At 70.2% G+C, this 14,700-nt stretch carries 14 protein-coding genes; 12 read left to right on the forward strand and 2 right to left on the reverse strand.

The annotated features are described in order from the left end of the window. The first annotated feature begins 39 nt into the window (after positions 1-39). Together KA217_06445 and KA217_06450 are read left to right on the forward strand one after the other, a co-directional pair. Positions 40-270 (forward strand): MoaD/ThiS family protein, encoded by a 231-nt coding sequence (locus tag KA217_06445; GenBank protein MBP7712090.1) that lies wholly within the window; start codon positions 40-42, stop codon positions 268-270. 4 nt (positions 271-274) lie between these two features. Beyond that, positions 275-715: a molybdenum cofactor biosynthesis protein MoaE gene (locus KA217_06450; GenBank protein ID MBP7712091.1), complete on the forward strand. Its 441-nt coding sequence runs from the start codon at positions 275-277 to the stop codon at positions 713-715. A 60-nt stretch (positions 716-775) separates the two neighbouring features. On the opposite strand, the gene glnD is transcribed toward KA217_06450, so the two are convergent. Together glnD and map are read right to left on the reverse strand one after the other, a co-directional pair. Continuing rightward, positions 776-3,448 (reverse strand): [protein-PII] uridylyltransferase, encoded by a 2,673-nt coding sequence (gene glnD, locus KA217_06455; protein ID MBP7712092.1) that lies wholly within the window; start codon positions 3,446-3,448, stop codon positions 776-778. Next, positions 3,445-4,212 (reverse strand): type I methionyl aminopeptidase, encoded by a 768-nt coding sequence (gene map / locus KA217_06460; protein ID MBP7712093.1) that lies wholly within the window; start codon positions 4,210-4,212, stop codon positions 3,445-3,447. The genes glnD and map overlap by 4 nt, the downstream gene beginning before the upstream one ends. Before the next feature lie 228 nt (positions 4,213-4,440). Between map and rpsB the strand changes: the two genes are divergently transcribed. The 10 genes from rpsB to KA217_06510 all read left to right on the forward strand — a co-directional run bounded on the left by rpsB (position 4,441) and on the right by KA217_06510 (position 14,694). Beyond that, entirely contained in the window at positions 4,441-5,295 is an 855-nt protein-coding gene (gene rpsB / locus KA217_06465) for a 30S ribosomal protein S2 (GenBank protein ID MBP7712094.1), read from the forward strand. Between the two features lie 90 nt (positions 5,296-5,385). Next, a complete protein-coding gene (locus KA217_06470) occupies positions 5,386-6,270 on the forward strand; it encodes an elongation factor Ts (protein ID MBP7712095.1) in 885 nt (294 codons plus the stop codon). A gap of 43 nt (positions 6,271-6,313) precedes the next feature. Continuing rightward, a complete protein-coding gene (locus KA217_06475; GenBank protein MBP7712096.1) occupies positions 6,314-7,057 on the forward strand; it encodes a UMP kinase in 744 nt (247 codons plus the stop codon). Positions 7,058-7,075: 18 nt separating this feature from the next. After that, positions 7,076-7,636: a ribosome recycling factor gene (gene frr / locus KA217_06480; protein ID MBP7712097.1), complete on the forward strand. Its 561-nt coding sequence runs from the start codon at positions 7,076-7,078 to the stop codon at positions 7,634-7,636. Between the two features lie 14 nt (positions 7,637-7,650). Then, a complete protein-coding gene (locus tag KA217_06485) occupies positions 7,651-8,418 on the forward strand; it encodes an isoprenyl transferase (GenBank protein MBP7712098.1) in 768 nt (255 codons plus the stop codon). Positions 8,419-8,427: 9 nt separating this feature from the next. Next, positions 8,428-9,258, forward strand: coding sequence for a phosphatidate cytidylyltransferase (locus KA217_06490; GenBank protein ID MBP7712099.1), 831 nt, complete (start codon positions 8,428-8,430; stop codon positions 9,256-9,258). Beyond that, positions 9,255-10,445, forward strand: coding sequence for a 1-deoxy-D-xylulose-5-phosphate reductoisomerase (locus KA217_06495; GenBank protein MBP7712100.1), 1,191 nt, complete (start codon positions 9,255-9,257; stop codon positions 10,443-10,445). The genes KA217_06490 and KA217_06495 overlap by 4 nt, the downstream gene beginning before the upstream one ends. 3 nt (positions 10,446-10,448) lie before the next feature. Then, on the forward strand, positions 10,449-11,813 hold the full coding sequence (gene rseP / locus KA217_06500; GenBank protein MBP7712101.1) for an RIP metalloprotease RseP: 1,365 nt from the start codon (positions 10,449-10,451) through the stop codon (positions 11,811-11,813). Positions 11,814-11,836: 23 nt separating this feature from the next. Then, on the forward strand, positions 11,837-14,137 hold the full coding sequence (gene bamA / locus KA217_06505) for an outer membrane protein assembly factor BamA (protein MBP7712102.1): 2,301 nt from the start codon (positions 11,837-11,839) through the stop codon (positions 14,135-14,137). A 35-nt stretch (positions 14,138-14,172) separates the two neighbouring features. Then, positions 14,173-14,694 carry an OmpH family outer membrane protein gene (locus KA217_06510; protein MBP7712103.1) on the forward strand — a complete coding sequence of 174 codons (522 nt, stop codon included), beginning with the start codon at positions 14,173-14,175 and terminating at the stop codon, positions 14,692-14,694. Positions 14,695-14,700: the final 6 nt, after the last annotated feature.

A 14,700-nucleotide genomic window follows, 5' to 3' on the forward strand; every position in this document is an offset into this window, starting at 1 on the left:
CCCGGGGGGCAGCCCTCGGCGGGGCGGGAGGAGGTGAGGGTGGCGATCACGGTACGGTACTTTGCCAGCCTGAAGGAACGGATGGGAAGGGCCGGGGACTCCCTCGGGCCGGGGACCGTCGGCACGGTGCGGGAGGTCTGGGAGCAGGTCGGCGGCGGGCCCCTGCCGCCCCACACGCTCGTGGCGGTCAACCTGGAGTACGTCGACCTCTCGCACCCGGTGCGCGACGGCGACGAGGTGGCCTTCTTCCCGCCCGTCACGGGGGGCTGAGGCCATGCGGGTAGAGATTCGACCCACGCCCTTCGACCCCTGGGCCGAGCTCGCGGCCTGGACCTCGCCGGCCGGGGAGGGAGGCGCGGGCAATTCCGGCGCCACGGCGGTGTTCATGGGCACCACCCGCGATTTCAACGGTCCCCATGCCGTGCGGGAGATGACGCTCGAACACTACCCGGGGATGACCGAGCGCTACCTCGAGCGCATCGCGGGGGAGGCCACGGAGCGCTGGGGGCTTCTCGACGTGCTCGTCGTGCACCGGGTGGGACACCTGCTGCCCGGGGACCCCATCGTCCTCGTGGCCGCGCGGTCGGCCCACCGGGGGCCCGCCCTGGATGCCTGCCGCTACCTCATCGAGGAGCTGAAGCATCGGGCGCCCCTGTGGAAAAAGGAGGTGACCCCCGGGGGCGAACGCTGGGTGGAGAGCAACACGCCCGGGTGACCGGAGGGGCCGCTGGGGCCCGGGTGGCCCGGGGCGTCGCCCCGCCGCGGGGCGTGGGGCTCAGTCCGCCAGCGCCCTTAGAACGTGGTCCCCCAGGCGCGCGCGCGCCGGCGCCGCGAGGGGCTTGCCGTTCCCGTCCGTGACGTAGAAGAGGTCCTCGACCCGTTCCCCGAAGGTCGCGATACGGGCGCTGTGCAGGCTCACGCCGCTCTCGCTCAGGGCGACGGCGATCCGCGCCAGCACGCCCGGCCGGTCGGTGGCCGTCACCTCGACGACGGTGCGTCCGGCGACGTCGTCCCGGTACCGGACCTCGGTGGCCACCGGGAAGTGCCGCAGGCGGCGGTGCGCCCTGCGGCTCACCGGAGCCGGCGGGCCGGAGATGGCGGCGAGCTCCCGGCGCAGGGTCTCCGAGACCTCGCGCAGGCGCTCCGGGTCCGTGAGGGGCCCGCCGTTCTCGTCGAGCACGATGAAGGTGTCCAGCACCGTGCCGTTGCGGGAGGTGGCGATCCGGGCGTCCTGGATGTCGAGGCCGAGCCGGTCCATCACCGTGGTCGCGGTCGCGAAGAGATAGTCCCGGTCGCGGGTGAGGACGAAGACTTCGGTGCCGCCGCGCCGGCTGCGGGGGCTGACCTCGACCAGGGGAAAGTCCTCGGGCGAGCTGTAGAGCACCGCTCGCGTGTGGCGCGCGATCTCCTCCGGCGAGTGGCGCAGGAAATAGTCCTCCGGCAGCCCGCCCCAGAAACGCGCGACGCGCACGTCGGTGCGCCGGAGCTCGGTCAGCCGTCCCCACGCCTCGTCCCTCGCCTCGGCGACGAGCTCGGCCTTGTCCACCGGGTTTTCGAGCCCACGGCGCAGGGCGCGCAGCGTGGCCTCGTAGAGCTCGAGGAGCAGCGCTGCCTTCCAGCCGTTCCAGACCCTGGGGCTGGTGCCGCGGATGTCGGCGACCGTGAGCACGTAGAGGTAGTTCAGGTGGACCTCGTTGCCCACGAGCCGTGCGAAGCGGTCCACGACGGCCGGGTCCGTGATGTCCTCGCGCCGGGCCGTGCCCGACATCGTCAGGTGGTGACGCACCAGCCAGGCCACCAGGCGCGCGTCGTGGGCGCTCAGGTCGTGGCGCAGGCAGAACTGCAGCGCATCCCCCGCGCCGAGCTCGGAGTGGTCCCCGCCGCGCCCCTTGGCGATGTCGTGGAACAGCGCCGCGAGGTAGGCCAGCTCCGGCTTCGGTAGGGCCTTCATCGCCTCCACGGCGCGGGGTGTCTCCTCGATGCCCCCCCCGGAGGCGAGGCGGCGGAGGTTGCGCACCACCGCGAGCGTGTGCTCGTCGACCGTGTAGACGTGGAAGAGGTCGTACTGCATCTGGCCCACGATGGCCCCGAACGCGGGGACGTACCCGGCGAGCACGCCGTAGCGGTGCATGGCGCGCAGGGCGTGGGTCACGCCCCGGGGCTGGCGCAGGATCTCGAGGAACAGGCTGCGATTGCGGATGTCGGCGCGGAAGGTGTCGTTGATGAGGTGGCGGTGGTCGCGGATGAGACGGATGGTGGAGGCGCGCACCCCCCGCAGGCTCGGGTTCTGCTGCAGGACCAGGAACACCTCCAGCAGCGCGAACGGGTAGCGCTCGAAGAGGCGCTCGGCGGTGGCCTCCACGTACCCGCCGCGCGCACGGAAACGGGAGTTGATCGGCGTGGTCCCGCCCGGCTCGTCGGCCGTCAGGATGGCTTCCCGGAAGAGTTGCAGCAGCAGCTCCGCGAGGCGGTCGATCTCGCCGATCGCCCGGTAGTAGTCCTTCATAAAGCGCTCCACGCCGAGCTGGTGGCCGTCGTCGCGGTAGCCGAAGGACTGCGCCAGGGCGCGCTGATGGTCGAACAGCAGGCGGTCCTCGCGCCGCCCGGTCAGGTCGTGCAGGCCGAAGCGCACGCGCCACAGGAAGTCGCGCGCCTCGATGAGCGTGGCGTGCTCGCTGCGGCTCAGGAACCCGGTGCGGACCAGGTCGCCGAGGTCGTTCGCGCCGAAGTGCCGTTTCAGGACCCAGCCGATGAGCTGGACGTCGCGCAGGCCTCCGAGGCCCTCCTTGACGTTCGGTTCCAGGTTGTAGACGGCGTCGTCGAGCCTGGCGTGGCGTCCCTGCTGCTCGGCGAGCTTTGCGGCGAAGAACTCGGCGCTCGGCCAGACGCGCTCGCGCCCCGTCGCCTCGCGCATCCCCTCGAAGAGCGCCGGCGAGCCGGCGAGGTGGCGCGCCTCCATCAGGTTCGTGACCACAGTGAGGTCGGCGCGGGCCTCGCGCGCGCAGTCCTCCACGGTGCGCACGCTGTGCCCCACCTCGAGGCCGACGTCCCAGAGCAGGGTGAGGTAGCGCTCGACCTCGCCCGCGCAACGCTCCCGGCAATCGGGCTCGATCACGACCGTGACGTCGATGTCGGAGGACGGGAAGAGCTCGCGCCGCCCGTAGCCCCCCACGGCCACCAGCGCCGCCGCCCCGGCGTGGGGACCCAGGACGTGGTCCCACAGGCCCGTCAGGACCTGGTCGGCCAGGTCCGAGGTCTGGTGCAGCCGCTCGCCCACGGCGAGCCCGGCCTGGTAGCGGAGTTGGATCTCCCGGCGTGCGCCCCTCAGGGCCTCGCGCAGGCCGGCGGCGAGGCGGGCCGCCGGCAGCGCCGACGCGAGCGCCCGCACGTCGAGGGGGGGGGCGCCGCTGGGGGTGTCGTCGTCGGGGGCGGGCCCGCCCTCGCTCACAGGCTCTCGTCCGAGCGCAGCGTGAGCACCTCGCAGCCCTCGGGGGTGACCACCACCGTGTGCTCCCACTGGGCCGAGAGGCTGTGGTCCTTGGTGACGACCGTCCAACCGTCGGGCAGCACCTTCACCTGGCGTTTGCCCGCGTTCAGCATGGGCTCGATCGTGAACGTCATGCCGGACTGCAGTACGAGGGAGGACTTCGGGTCGTCGTAGTGCAGCACCTGCGGGTCCTCGTGGAACTCCCGGCCGATCCCGTGCCCGCAGTACTCGCGCACGACGCTGCAGCCGTTCGCCTCCGCGTGGCGCTGGATCACCCGTCCGATCGAGCGTAGGGACGCGCCGGGGCGGACCTGGGCGAGGCCGAGAAGCAGGCACTCCCGGCTCACCTGGGAGACCCTGCGGGCCTGCACGGAGACGTCGCCGATGAGGAACATCTGGCTCGTGTCCCCGTAGTAGCCGTCCTTGATGACGGTCACGTCGATGTTGACGATGTCCCCGCCGCGCAGCACGCGCTCGCCGGGGATGCCGTGGCAGACCTGCTGGTTCACCGAGGTGCAGATCGACTTCGGGAACCCGTGGTAGTTGAGCGGCGCCGGCACGGCGCCCTGCACCCTCACGATGTGGTCGTGGCAGACCCGGTCGAGCTCGGCCGTGGTGACGCCCGCCTGGACGTGGGGCGCCACGACCTCGAGCACCTCGGCGGCGAGGCGCCCGGCGACGCGCATCTTCTGGATCTCCTCGGGGGTCTTGATCGTGACGGCCATGGGTCTCGGGTCTCGGGCTGGCGCGGCAGGCCGATTGTCGCCACAAGGGGCGCTATGGTATAAACCGGCGCCCCGTAAAGGCAAACCGAGGCCCGGGCTCGGCATCGAGCAGCGGGCCGAAACGACTCACACGTGCCGTCACGTGCGCCGGGGTGCCCCGTGGCTCAAAGCCCGGGGTTGGCGCGCGGGGCGCGTGGAGGCTCAACCCGACCCGCGAGGACGAATCCGATGGCAGCAGTGACGATGCGCGACATGCTGGAGGCCGGCGTGCACTTCGGCCACCAGACCCGGTTCTGGAACCCCAAGATGGCGCCCTTCATCTTCGGCGACCGCAACCGGATCCACATCATCAATCTCGAGAAGTCCCTTCCTCTCTACCTCGACGCCGTGAACTTCTGCGGCCGCATGGCCGCGAACAACGGCATGATCCTGTTCGTCGGCACCAAGCGCTCGGCCCAGGACGCGGTGCGCGAGGCGGCGCAGCGCTGCGGCATGCCCTTCGTGAACCGGCGCTGGCTCGGCGGCATGCTCACGAACTTCAAGACCGTCAAGCAGTCCATCGCCCGGCTGAAGGAGCTGTCGGCGATGATGGAAGACGGCAGCGTGGACCGCGTGAACAAGAAGGAAGGCCTGCTGCTGCGGCGCGAGCTGCAGAAGCTCGAGGCCAGCCTCGGCGGAATCAAGGACATGGGCGGGCTCCCCGACGCGCTGTTCGTGATCGACGTGGGGTTCGAGAAGATTGCCATCAGCGAAGCCGCCAAGCTCGGGATCCCGGTGGTGGGCGTGGTGGATACCAACAACAGCCCGGACGGCGTGGACTACGTCATTCCCGGCAACGACGACGCGATTCGCTCGATCCAGCTCTACGTGGGCGGCGTCGCCGACGCCATCATCGACGGGCGCGATCGGGCCCAGGCCGTTCTGACGGGCAAGCCCGAGGAGGCGGACGAGGGCTCCGCGCGGCGGCCGGCCCGGCGCCGCCCGGCGGCGGCACGCCCGCCCGTGCGCGGCGCGGCAGGAGACGCGGCGGAGCCGGATTCGGCTGCCGACGACTTGGCCGCGGAAGCCGCCGCAGGGGGTTGACGGACGCCCGGGGGCTCCGAGGGGCCTGCCGGGTCGGATTCCACGTCCGCGGGAGGACCCCCTCCCGCGCGGATAGCGAGGCCTGTTCCTATGGAAATCAACGCAGCACTCGTGCGCGAGCTGCGCGAGCGGACCGGCGCCGGCATGATGGACTGCAAGAAGGCGCTGGTGGAGGCGAAGGGCGACATCGAGGCCGCCGTGGAGTTGATGCGCAAGTCCGGTGCGGCAAAGGCGGACAAGCGCGCCGGCCGGGTCGCGGCCGAGGGTGTGGTGACCCTCGAGACGTCGCCGGGCGGCGCTGCCGTTGCGATGGTCGAGGTCAACAGTGAGACCGACTTCGTCGCCAAGGGCGACGAGTTCCAGACGTTCGCCCAGGAGGTGGCCGCCGCGGCGCTCGCGGCCGCGCCCGCGGACGTGGACGCCCTGGGCGCGGTGGCGTTGCCGGGGCGCAGCGGGCTCACCGTGGAGGAACGCCGGCGCGAGCTCATCGCCAAGATCGGCGAGAACATGAACGTGCGCCGCGTCTATTGGCGTGAGGGTGGGGCGGGGGTGCTCGGTGTCTACCGGCACGGAACCCGGATCGGGGTCGTCGTGCACCTGGAAGGCGGTGACGCCGCGCTCGCGAAGGACATCGCCATGCACGTGGCGGCCAGCCGCCCGGTGGCGATCGACGCCGCGGGGCTGCCGGCGGAGCTGGTCGCCAAGGAGCGGGAGATCTACCTCGCCCAGGCCCAGGAGAGCGGAAAGCCCGCGGACATCGTCCAGAAGATGGTCGAGGGGCGGGTCAAGAAGTTCATGCAGGAGGTGACGCTCCTCGGTCAGCCGTTCGTCAAGGACCCCGAGACGACCGTCGCCCAACTCCTGGCCAAGCACAAGGCGCGGGTGCTCGCCTTCGAGCGTTTTGCCGTCGGCGAGGGCCTGGAGAAGAAGTCGGGCAACTTCGCGGAAGAGGTCATGGCCCAGGTGGGTCGTTGACGCGCCCCGGCCCCTGCGAGGACGGAGCGTGATGGAAGCGAAGATGGAGCAGGGGACGGGTTCCACGGCCTATCGCCGGATTCTGGTCAAGCTGAGCGGCGAGGCGCTGATGGGCGAGGGGGAGTGGGGGATCGACCCGCTCGTCCTCGCCCGCGTGGCGCGGGCGGTGGGGGAGGTCCGGGCGGCGGGCGTCGAAGTGGCCCTGGTGATCGGCGGGGGCAACATCTTCCGGGGTGCGGCGTTGGCGGCCTCGGGGCTCGACCGGGTCACGAGCGACCACATGGGCATGCTGGCCACGGTCATCAACGCCCTCGCCCTGCAGGACTCGCTCGAGCGCACCGGTCTGTTCGTGCGCGTGATGTCCGCCATCCGGATCCAGGAGGTCTGCGAGGACTACATCCGGCGCCGGGCGGTACGCCACCTGGAGAAGGGGCGGGTGGTGGTCTTCGCCGCGGGGACCGGCAACCCGTTCTTCACCACCGACTCCGCGGCCGCCCTGCGCGCGGTCGAGGTGAACGCGGACCTCATGATCAAGGCGACCAAGGTCGACGGGGTGTTCTCCGACGACCCGGTTCGCAATCCCTCGGCCCAGCGGTACGATTGGCTCGGATACGACGAGGTGATCGAGCGCAAGCTCAAGGTGATGGACGCCACCGCCGTCGTCCTCTGCCGTGACCACGGCCTGCCGTTGCGGGTGGTGGACATGAACCAGCCCGGTGTGCTGATGCGTGTCGTCTCCGGGGAGCCGGTGGGGACCCTGGTGAGCGCGACACGCCCCGGCGCCTGAGTACGTGGAGAGAGTTCCATGACGATCAACGACGTCACCACCGATGCCAAGACCCGGATGACGCGGAGCATCGACGCCCTGCGCCAGGAGCTGAGCAAGGTCCGCACGGGGCGGGCACACCCGAGCCTGCTGGACCACGTCCGGGTCTCCTACTACGGGTCCGACATGCCCCTCAACCAGGTGGCGAACGTGTCGGTCCAGGATGCCCGGACCCTGGGGGTCTCGCCGTACGACAAGGGGATGGTCAGCGCGGTCGAGAAGGCCATCCGGGACTCGGACCTGGGACTCAACCCGGTCACCGCGGGGACCCTCATCCGGGTTCCGTTGCCGGCCCTGACCGAGGAACGTCGCCGGGACCTGATCAAGGTCGTACGCCACGAGGCCGAGGCGGCTCGGGTCGCGGTGCGCAACGTCCGCCGGGAGGCCAACCACGCGCTGAAGGAGCTCGTCAAGGAGAAGCTGGTCTCCGAGGACCAGGAGCGGCGGGCCGAGGAAGAGGTCCAGAAGCTGACCGACCGGTTCATCGCAGAGGTCGACAAGGTCCTGCAGGCGAAGGAATCGGACCTGATGGAAATCTGAGGTCGGGCCCCGCCATGCCAGTCGTCGAGCAGACCGCCCGGCGCGAGAAGCGGGTTCCGAGGCACGTCGCCATCATCATGGACGGCAACGGCCGCTGGGCCGAGCGCCGTCACCTTCCCCGGTTTGCCGGCCACAAGGCCGGCGTGGATGCCCTGAGGGCCGCGGTCGAGACCGCGGGCCGGCGCGGTGTGAAGGTCCTCACCGTCTTCGCTTTCAGCAGCGAGAACTGGCGCCGGCCTGAAGAGGAGGTCGGCCTGTTGATGGGGCTGTTCCTGACCGCGCTCGAGCAGCGGGTGCAGGAGCTCCACGAGAACAACGTCCGCGTGCGGGTCGTCGGGGAGCGCACCGCGTTCAACGCGAAGCTCCAGGAGCGTATCGACGAGGCGGAACGCCTGACCCTGGCGAACGATGGGCTGCAACTGATCATCGCGGCCAATTACGGGGGGCGCTGGGACGTGGTCCAGGCCGCGCGGCGGGTGGCCGAGGAAGTGCATTCCGGCACGCTCACCCCTGGGCAGGTCGACCTCGAGGCCTTCGCCTCCCACCTCTGCCTCCACGGCGTGCCGGAGCCGGACCTCTTCATCCGGACCGGGGGGGAGCGGCGGATCAGCAACTTCCTGCTCTGGGACCTCGCCTACACGGAGCTCTATTTCACGGACACGCTCTGGCCCGACTTCGACGCCGAGGCTCTCGACCAGGCCCTCGCCTCTTACGCGGCCCGCCAGCGGCGGTTCGGGAAGACGGGGAAACAGGCCGAGCAGGGCGAAGGCGAGCACGGCTGAAGGCCGACGGTGAGCGGTCTGAGACAGCGCGTCCTCACCGCCGTGGTCCTGGGGCTCGGTGCGCTCGCGGCCATCTTCTGGCTTCCGACCCCTGCATTCGCCACCGTCACCGCGGGGGTGGTCCTCGCGGGGGGCTGGGAGTGGTCGCGGCTCGCCGGCTGGACCGACGCAGCCCACCGCTGGGTCTTCCTGCTCGTGCTCGCTGCGGTCCTCGGGGCGGCGGCACTCCTCGTGCACCGGGGCGGGCTCGCCCTCGTACTGTTCGCGGGGGCCCTCTGGTGGCTCGCCGCCCTGGGCCTGGTGTTGCGCTACGAGCGATCCGGCACAGGGCTCCCGGCCTCGGCAGGGCTGCGGGCGCTGGCCGGTCTCCTGACGCTGGTGCCGGCCTGGCTGGCCCTGGTGGCGTTGCACGGGCAGGGGGCGCGGGGACCCGCGTGGGTCTTCTTCCTGGCCGCCCTGGTGTGGCTCGCGGACATCGGAGCCTACTTCGCGGGACGGCGCTGGGGCCGCCGGCGCCTCGCCGTCCGGGTGAGCCCGGCGAAGAGCTGGGAAGGGGTCGTTGGCGGCACGCTGGCCGCGCTCGCGTGGACCCTCACCGCCGCCCTCGTGGCGGGGCTGCCGCCCGCGCGGTGGCCCGCCCTGCTGCTGGTGGCGGCGGGCACCGTGGCCGCGTCGGTGCTGGGTGACCTGACCGAGAGCCTCTTCAAGCGCGAGGCCGGGGTCAAAGACAGCGGCGACCTGTTGCCGGGCCACGGCGGCGTTCTGGACCGCATCGACAGCCTGACCGCGGCGGCGCCGGTCTTCCTGCTGCTCGTGCACTGGGCCGGGGGGCCGCCGTGAAGGGCGTCGCTGTCCTCGGCGCGACGGGCACCATCGGCCTGAACACCCTGGATGTCGTCGCCCGCCACCCGGACCGCTTCCGCGTCGTGGCCCTCACGGCGAATACCGACGACGCCCGGCTCGCCGAGCAGTGCGAGCGCTGGACGCCTGCCTTCGCGGTCATGGCCGACGCGGACGCGGCCCGGCGCCTCGCGCAGCGCCTCAGCGCCTCGGCACCGACGGTCCAGGTGCTCTCGGGCGTCGCGGGTCTGGAGACCGTCGTCCAGTTGCCCGAGGTCTCCAGCGTGATGGCCGGGATCGTCGGTGCCGCAGCCTTGCTCCCGACGCTTGCCGCGGCGCGCGCAGGAAAACGCATACTGCTCGCCAACAAGGAAGCGCTTGTGATGTCGGGGCGCCTGTTCCTGGACACCGCGCGCCGCCACGGTGCCGAGGTCCTGCCCATCGACAGCGAGCACAACGCCATCTTCCAGTGCCTGCCGCCCGACTACGGCCGCGGGTTGGATTCGGTCGGCGTGCGCCGTATCCTGCTGACCGCGTCGGGGGGGCCGTTCCGCACCCGCACGCTGGCGAGTCTCGCTGCGGCGACGCCGGAAGAGGCCTGCGCCCACCCGAACTGGGTGATGGGGCGCAAGATCTCGGTGGACTCGGCCACCATGATGAACAAGGGCTTGGAGGTGCTCGAGGCCTGCTGGCTGTTCGGCACCACTCCCGATCGGGTCGAGGTCCTGGTGCATCCCCAGAGCGTCATCCACTCGATGGTCGAATACCAGGACGGCTCGGTGCTGGCGCAACTCGGGAACCCCGACATGCGTACCCCCATCGCCCACGCGCTGGCCTGGCCCGAGCGCATCGGATCGGGCGTCGCAACCCTGAACCTGGTGTCCATCGGGCGGCTGGATTTCGAGCCCCCCGACCCGGACCGCTTCCCCTGCCTGCGGCTCGCCCGCGAGGTGGCGGGGGCGGGCGGCACGGCCCCCGCGATCCTCAACGCTGCCAACGAGGTCGCCGTGGAGGCCTTTCTCGGCCGCCGGCTGCGCTTCACGGACATCCCGCGCGTCATCGAGGCGGCCCTGTCGGCCCTGCCCGCGCGTCCGGCCGAGGAGCTCGGCGTGATCCTCGATGACGACCGGAGGTCGCGGGAGTTTGCCCTCGCCGTCGTGCGCCGGCTCGAGCCCGGGCCCGCCTGAGCCATGGAAGCGCTCTCCAGCCTCGTCTGGTTCCTGGTGGCGCTCGGCATCCTCATCACGGTGCACGAGGCCGGCCACTTCGCGGTGGCCAAGCGGCTGGGCGTGAAGGTGCTGCGATTCTCCCTGGGCTTCGGGCGGCCGCTGTGGATGCGCCGGTACGGGCCGGACCGCACCGAGTACGTCGTGGCGGCCCTGCCGCTCGGCGGCTATGTCAAGATGCTCGACGAGCGGGAAGGGCCCGTGGCAGCGGGGGAGAGGGGGCGGGCCTTCAACCGCCAGCCCCTGTGGGTGCGGTTCGCCGTGGTCGCGGCGGGCCCGGCCGCCAACTTCGCCTTTGCCCTGTTCGCCTACTGGCTGATGTTCGTCGTGGGCGTGACGGGCCTGCGGCCGCTCGTCGGCTCGGTCGAGGCGGGCTCCCCGGCAGCGGGAGCGGGCCTCAAGGCAGGGGACGAGGTGCTGGCCGTCGCCGGTGAGCCCATCGTGAGCTGGGACGGGGTGCTGCAGGGGCTCATCGACGCGGCCCTCGACGGCACGCCCGTCCTGCTGGAGGTGCGCCGCAGCGGTGGGGCCACGCGGGAGGTGGAGCTGGATCTCCGGGGGACCGAGCTCGAGGAGCTCGCCGCCGGCTCGGTCCTCGAGCGTCTGGGGGTGCGGCCGGCACGGCAGGAACTGGCCCCGGCGATCGGGAAGGTCGAGCCCGGTGGAGCCGCCGCCAGGGCCGGTCTGAGGCCCGGCGACCGGCTCACGAGCGCAGACGGCCAGCCCGTGGGGAACTGGCAGAGCTGGGTCGAGTACGTCCGTTCCCACGGGGGACGCGACATCGTACTGGAAGTGGAGCGCGAGGGCGCCACCGTCACCCTCGAAGTGCGTCCCGACCTGGTCGAGGGAGCGCAGGGGCAGGTGGGCCGGGTCGGCGCCGCGGTGCGGGTCGACGAGGACATCGAGGCCGCTTACTACACGACCGAACGGTATGGCCCCTTCGCGGCCTTCGGGCGGGCGGCGGCCAGGACCTGGGAGGTCTCCACGCTCACCCTGCGCATGATCGGCAAGATGCTGACCCTGCAGGTCTCGGTCGACAACCTGAGCGGTCCCATCAGCATCGCCCAATACGCGGGACACTCGGCGCGCGGGGGCCTCTCGCGCTTTCTGGAGTTCCTCGGGGTCGTCAGCGTCAGCCTGGCGGTCCTGAACCTGCTCCCGATTCCGCTACTGGATGGGGGGCACCTGATGTATTATCTGGTTGAACTGATTAAGGGTAGGCCCGTGTCCGAGGAAGTGCAGATGATCGGTCAGCGGGTCGGGCTCGCCATGCTCATCGGGCTCATGAGTCTGGCGTTCATGAACGACCTGGCGCGCGTGCTGGGTTAGACCGCGGTACCTCTGATCACGACATGACCTCGTTTGCCCGGGCTTTCCTCGCCCCGTTTCTCATCGCACTCTGGGTCTCGCCGGCCGCTCTGGCGGCGGAGAGCTTCGTGGTGCGCGACATCCGCGTGGACGGGTTGCAGCGGATCTCGGCCGGCACGGTGTTCAATTATCTTCCCGTCAAGGCCGGGGAGACCTTCGACGACGCGCGCTCCGCCGAGGCGGTGCGGGCCCTGTTCAAGACGGGATTCTTTCAGGACGTCACGCTCCTGCGCGAGGGCCAGGTGCTGGTCGTGAACGTCGTCGAGCGGCCGGCGATCGGAGAGATTTCCTTCTCCGGGAACAAGAATCTCGAGACCGACAAGCTCAAGGACTCGTTGAAGGAGGTCGGTTTCGCGGAGGGCCGCATCTTCGATCAGGCGATCCTCGATCGGGTGCAGCAGGACCTGCGCGAGCTCTACTTCTCCCAGGGCCGCTACGGTGTGAAGGTGGAGACCACGGTCACGCCCCTCGAGCGCAACCGCGTGGGCGTCAACTTCGACATCACCGAGGGAGACATCGCCCGGATCGAGCAGATCCGGATCGTCGGGAACCAGAGTTTCTCGGAAGACACGCTGCTCGACCTCTTCCAACTGTCGACGCCGACCTGGACCAGTTGGTTCACCAAGAACGACCAGTACTCGAAGCAGAAACTCTCGGGCGACCTCGAGGCGCTGCGCTCCTTCTACCTGGACCGCGGCTTCATCAACTTCAACATCGACTCGACGCAGGTCTCCCTGAGCCCGGACAAGAAGGACGTCTTCCTGACGGTCAACCTCTCCGAGGGTGATCGATACCGGATTGGCGAGGTCAAGCTTGCGGGGGAGCTCCCGGTCGCGGCGGACGAGCTCTCGAAGCTGGTGGGGATCCGGCAGGGCGCGGAGTTCTCGCGCAAGCAGGTGACCGAGACCAGCAGCAAGATCGCCGAGCGCCTCGGGGACGAGGGCTACGCCTTCGCGAACATCAACGCGATCCCGGACATCCAGGAGAAGACCAAGACGGTCAACCTGACCTTCTTCGTCGATCCGGGCAAGCGCGTGTACGTGCGCCGCATCGCCTTCAAGGGCAACGCCCGCACCTCCGACGAGGTCATGCGGCGCGAGATGCGCCAGATGGAGAGCGCCCCCATCTCGACGAGCAAGGTCAAGCGCTCCCAGCAGCGCCTGGAGCGGCTCGGCTTCTTCGAGGAGGTCAACGTGGAGACCCCGGCCGTCGCCGGAACCACGGACGAGGTGGACGTCAATTACAGCGTGAAGGAGCGCCCGTCGGGCAACCTGATGGCGGGCATCGGCTATGCCCAGACCCAGGGCCTGATCTTCAACGCGAGCATCAGCCAGGAGAACTTCCTCGGCACTGGAAAGCGGGTCCAGCTCATCTTCAACAACAGCAAGGTCCTGCAGACCTACCTCTTTTCCTACACGAACCCGTACTGGACGGCGGACGGGGTCAGCCGTGGGTTCGACGTCTACAAGCGCAAGGTGGACGCCAACGACGCGAACATCAGCGACTACACCGCGGACCGCTACGGCGGCAACGTGCACTTCGGGATCCCGCTGACGGAGCACGACACCATCAACCTCGGGGTCGGCGGCGAGCACATCAAGATCAAGACCGGGACCTATCCCTCGAACGTCGTGCAGGACTTCCTGGATGAGGAGGGCGACGAGTACACCGTGGTCCCCGTCACGCTCGGGTACGCGCACGACACGCGCAACCGCGCGATCTTCCCCGACGAGGGCGGCATCACGCGGGTGAGCGGTGAGGTCGACATCCCCGGCGGGGACCTGTCGTACTACAAGCTGACGCTGCGCCAGGAGTGGTATCAGGCCCTCACCGAGCGGTTCACCTTCCACCTGACCGGCGAGGCGGCCTACGGGGACGGCTTCGGTGGCACCAAGAGCTTGCCGTTCTTCGAGTATTTCTACGCGGGCGGCATCCGCTCGGTGCGCGGTTTCCGGGACAACACGCTCGGTCCGCGCGACAACTACGACGACCCGACGGGCGGAAACTTCCGGGCCTATGCCTCGGCCGAGCTCCTGATGCCCATGCCTTTCGCGAAGGACTCGAAGTCCGTGCGGCTCAGCACGTTCGTGGACGCGGGCAACGTCTGGATCACGGACGACCAGGTCAGCACGGAGGACGAGGGGCCGATACGGTACTCGGCCGGCGTGGCGACGAACTGGTATTCTCCGCTCGGACCCATCTCCGTGAGCTTTGCGTGGCCCCTCAACAAGCAGAGCGGCGACGACACGCAGGTGTTCCAGTTCACTCTGGGTGCAATGTTCTGACGCTTACCGTCCGGACCGGAGAGGGTGGCCATATCGTGAGGTGTGCGCGCGGGGCCGCGGCGGCCCTCCTCTGCTTGGTGGGCACGAGCGCGATCGGCGCAGAGCTGCGCGTCGCCTACGTGAACATGACCAAGGTCCTGGAGGACGCTCCCCAGGCGACGGAGGCCTCGGCGAAGCTCGAGCAGGCGTTCTCGCCGAGGGAGCGCGAGATCGTCGCGCTGCAGCGCGAGGTGCGCGAGCTCGAGGAGCGGCTCCTGCGGGAGGGGCAGGGCATGACCGACGTGGCGCGCGGTGGCCTGGAGCTGGACGTGCGCAGCCGCAAGCGGGAGTTGAAGCGCCAGCAGGACGAGTTCCGGGAGGACCTGAACCTGCGCAAGAGCCAGGAGCTGGCGGCCATCCAGCGGCTTGTCATCGACGCCATCCAGGGGCTCGCGAAGCGCGAGGGCTACGACCTGGTGCTGAGCGAAGGGGTGATCTTCGCGAGCGGCCGCGTGGACGTCACCGACAGGGTCCTCGAGCGCCTGCGCCAGGCGGCCGAGCGCCGGGGCGGGAACTGAGGGGGC

It is taken from the genome of Gammaproteobacteria bacterium (assembly GCA_017999615.1).
In the GTDB taxonomy this organism is placed as follows: Bacteria; Pseudomonadota; Gammaproteobacteria; order JAABTG01; family JAABTG01; genus JAGNLM01.

Coding starts and splice junctions, on each gene's coding strand:
- KA217_06450 (MBP7712091.1), top strand. CDS start 275: ATGCGGGTAGAGATTCGACCCACGCCCTTCGACCCCTGGGCCGAGCTC.
- map (MBP7712093.1), bottom strand. CDS start 4,212: ATGGCCGTCACGATCAAGACCCCCGAGGAGATCCAGAAGATGCGCGTC.
- rpsB (MBP7712094.1), top strand. CDS start 4,441: ATGGCAGCAGTGACGATGCGCGACATGCTGGAGGCCGGCGTGCACTTC.
- KA217_06470 (MBP7712095.1), top strand. CDS start 5,386: ATGGAAATCAACGCAGCACTCGTGCGCGAGCTGCGCGAGCGGACCGGC.
- KA217_06475 (MBP7712096.1), top strand. CDS start 6,314: ATGGAGCAGGGGACGGGTTCCACGGCCTATCGCCGGATTCTGGTCAAG.
- frr (MBP7712097.1), top strand. CDS start 7,076: ATGACGATCAACGACGTCACCACCGATGCCAAGACCCGGATGACGCGG.
- KA217_06485 (MBP7712098.1), top strand. CDS start 7,651: ATGCCAGTCGTCGAGCAGACCGCCCGGCGCGAGAAGCGGGTTCCGAGG.
- rseP (MBP7712101.1), top strand. CDS start 10,449: ATGGAAGCGCTCTCCAGCCTCGTCTGGTTCCTGGTGGCGCTCGGCATC.
- bamA (MBP7712102.1), top strand. CDS start 11,837: ATGACCTCGTTTGCCCGGGCTTTCCTCGCCCCGTTTCTCATCGCACTC.